The sequence below is a fragment of the Gluconacetobacter sp. genome (assembly GCF_047721585.1).
GTDB lineage: Bacteria > Pseudomonadota > Alphaproteobacteria > Acetobacterales > Acetobacteraceae > Gluconacetobacter > Gluconacetobacter dulcium.
On the sequence record NZ_JBDNXE010000227.1, the window covers coordinates 1 to 2,788 of the forward strand.

The window sequence follows — 2,788 nt, forward strand, 5'->3', positions numbered from 1 at the left end:
GGGTGCGCGGGGGTGGGGGGGTTGGCCCGCGCGTTGGGATGGGGGGGGTTGTTGACGGGGCGGGGTGCAAACCCCGGCCCCCTTTCCTATGGGGCCGAGGTCCTGTATCTGATGGCCGACCGGATCGCGCCGAATCGGATGATTGGCACGGTCGGGATGCGCGACGATCGCGCGACGGCGGGCCTGCCGTGACTGCATGCCCGCCATCGCCTGCCCGCCGAGATAATTCGGCGGGAATCGGCCGCGAATCCCGAGGTAACACTTGACTCAAGGGCGGGGGCTTCGTAGGTTCCGCGCCCTCGGCTAGCCCCGTCTCGTATGACGTCGTTGGCCGTCGAATGCAGCATGCAGGCATGCGGTGCCGTGGTCCGAAAGGGCCGCCAAGGCCGGATGTAAATATGATGCCCAGGCGAATGATCCTCATTCGGTGGGATTTTGTTGTGAACGACAGTCGGCAACCTAAGACGCGGTTGGCCGGCCGAAATTTGTAAGGATCGGGAAAGGCGTATGCCGACCATCAACCAGCTGATCGCCAAAGGCCGCGAGCCCGCAGCCAAGCGCAATAAGGTGCCTGCTCTGCAGGGTTGCCCGCAGAAGCGCGGTGTCTGCACCCGCGTCTACACAACCACACCGAAGAAGCCGAACTCGGCTCTGCGTAAGGTTGCGAAGGTGCGTCTGACGAACGGCTATGAGGTCGTCAGCTACATCCCCGGTGAAGGCCACAACCTGCAGGAGCACAGTGTGGTCCTGATCCGCGGTGGCCGCGTCAAGGATCTTCCGGGCGTTCGTTACCACATCCTGCGTGGCGTTCTGGATACCCAGGGTATCGCCAAGCGTCGTCAGCGTCGCTCGCTCTATGGCGCGAAGCGTCCGAAGTAAAAGGAATAACCAGGCATGAGTCGCCGTCATCGCGCAGTGAAGCGCGAGATTCTTCCCGATCCGAAATTTGGTGATGTCGTCATCACGCGCTTCATGAATGCGCTCATGTATGACGGCAAGAAATCCACCGCCGAAGGCATCGTCTATGGTGCGCTTGAGGTGTTGCGTCGCCGTGGTGGTGCAGCAGCCGATCCGGTTGTGATGTTCCACAGCGCGCTGGACAACGTGAAGCCGGCCGTCGAGGTCCGTTCGCGTCGCGTCGGTGGTGCCACCTATCAGGTGCCCGTCGAAGTGCGCACGGAGCGTCGTCAGGCGCTGGCGATCCGCTGGCTGATCGACGCCTCGCGCAAGCGCGGCGAGAACACCATGCAGGAACGCCTGTCCAACGAGCTTCTGGACGCGGTCAACAATCGCGGGTCCGCCGTGAAGAAGCGTGAAGACACGCATCGCATGGCCGAGGCCAACAAGGCGTTCAGTCATTATCGCTGGTAAGGGGCAGTTGTCCGGTCTAAAGACCGGCACGCTTCCGGTTAGGAACATTTCAACCCGACTCCCGGCCTGTGGGCCGAGGTAACGGAGATAGACGATGGCAAAGGCTAAATTCGAGCGGACGAAGCCGCACTGCAATATCGGCACGATCGGTCACGTCGATCACGGCAAGACGTCGCTGACCGCCGCGATCACCAAGACGCTGGCGAAGACCGGTGGCGCCACCTTCAAGGCGTACGACCAGATCGACGCGGCGCCGGAAGAGCGCGCCCGTGGCATCACGATCTCGACCGCCCATGTCGAGTACGAGACTGCCGCGCGCCACTACGCGCACGTCGACTGCCCCGGTCACGCCGACTACGTGAAGAACATGATCACCGGTGCGGCGCAGATGGACGGCGCCATCCTGGTGGTTTCCGCCGCCGACGGCCCGATGCCGCAGACCCGCGAGCACATCCTGCTGGCGCGTCAGGTCGGCGTTCCGGCGCTGGTCGTGTTCCTGAACAAGGTTGACCAGGTCGACGATCCGGAGCTGCTGGAGCTGGTCGAGATGGAAGTGCGCGAGCTTCTGTCCGCTTACCAGTTCCCGGGCGACGATATCCCCATCATCAAGGGCTCGGCCCTGGTGACGCTGGAAGAGGGCGATCCGGAAGTCGGCGAGAACCGCGTGCGCGACCTGATGGACGCCGTGGATGCGTACATCCCGCAGCCGGAGCGTCCGGTTGACCGTCCGTTCCTGATGCCGATCGAAGACGTGTTCTCGATCTCTGGTCGTGGCACCGTGGTGACCGGCCGTGTCGAGCGTGGCGTCGTGAACGTCGGTGACGAAATCGAAATCGTCGGTCTGCGCGCGACGCAGAAGACGACGGTGACGGGCGTCGAAATGTTCCGCAAGCTGCTGGATCGCGGCGAGGCCGGTGACAACATCGGTGCGCTGGTCCGTGGCACGAAGCGTGAAGACGTTGAGCGTGGCCAGGTTCTGGCCAAGCCGGGTTCGATCACCCCGCACACGAAGTTCAAGGCCGAGGCGTACATCCTCACGAAGGAAGAGGGTGGCCGTCACACGCCGTTCTTCACCAACTACCGTCCGCAGTTCTATTTCCGCACCACCGACGTGACGGGTGTCGTTCACCTGCCGGAAGGCACGGAAATGGTCATGCCGGGCGACAACGTTGCGATGGACGTCGAGCTGATCGCGCCGATCGCGATGGACGAAGGTCTGCGTTTCGCCATTCGTGAAGGTGGCCGCACCGTCGGCGCCGGCGTGGTGGCCTCGATCACGGCCTGATCGGGTTCGTAACCAGAACTGGCGACCCCCGCCCGGGCCCACCCGCCGGGGGGGGCATTGGGGGGGCGGGGTGCCCCGCCCCCATGAACGTGGGAGTCATATACGCATGGCAAACAGAACAACCCCAATACC

At 63.6% G+C, this 2,788-nt stretch carries 4 protein-coding genes; all 4 read left to right on the forward strand.

The genetic code is table 11. The features are described from left to right. A partial coding sequence (locus ABF821_RS20535; protein ID WP_415531413.1) for a hypothetical protein occupies positions 1-192 on the forward strand: 192 nt, incomplete at its 5' end. A 315-nt stretch (positions 193-507) separates the two neighbouring features. Further along, positions 508-879 carry a 30S ribosomal protein S12 gene (rpsL, locus tag ABF821_RS20540; RefSeq protein WP_003621118.1) on the forward strand — a complete coding sequence of 124 codons (372 nt, stop codon included), beginning with the start codon at positions 508-510 and terminating at the stop codon, positions 877-879. Positions 880-894: 15 nt separating this feature from the next. After that, positions 895-1,371 (forward strand): 30S ribosomal protein S7, encoded by a 477-nt coding sequence (gene rpsG / locus ABF821_RS20545; RefSeq protein WP_182949575.1) that lies wholly within the window; start codon positions 895-897, stop codon positions 1,369-1,371. A gap of 94 nt (positions 1,372-1,465) precedes the next feature. After that, positions 1,466-2,656 (forward strand): elongation factor Tu, encoded by a 1,191-nt coding sequence (tuf, locus tag ABF821_RS20550; RefSeq protein ID WP_182973375.1) that lies wholly within the window; start codon positions 1,466-1,468, stop codon positions 2,654-2,656. Positions 2,657-2,788 lie beyond the last annotated feature (132 nt).

What these genes read in the sequence shown, in the direction of transcription:
- rpsL (WP_003621118.1), top strand. Translation starts at nt 508, where the DNA reads ATGCCGACCATCAACCAGCTGATCGCCAAAGGCCGCGAGCCCGCAGCC.
- rpsG (WP_182949575.1), top strand. Translation starts at nt 895, where the DNA reads ATGAGTCGCCGTCATCGCGCAGTGAAGCGCGAGATTCTTCCCGATCCG.
- tuf (WP_182973375.1), top strand. Translation starts at nt 1,466, where the DNA reads ATGGCAAAGGCTAAATTCGAGCGGACGAAGCCGCACTGCAATATCGGC.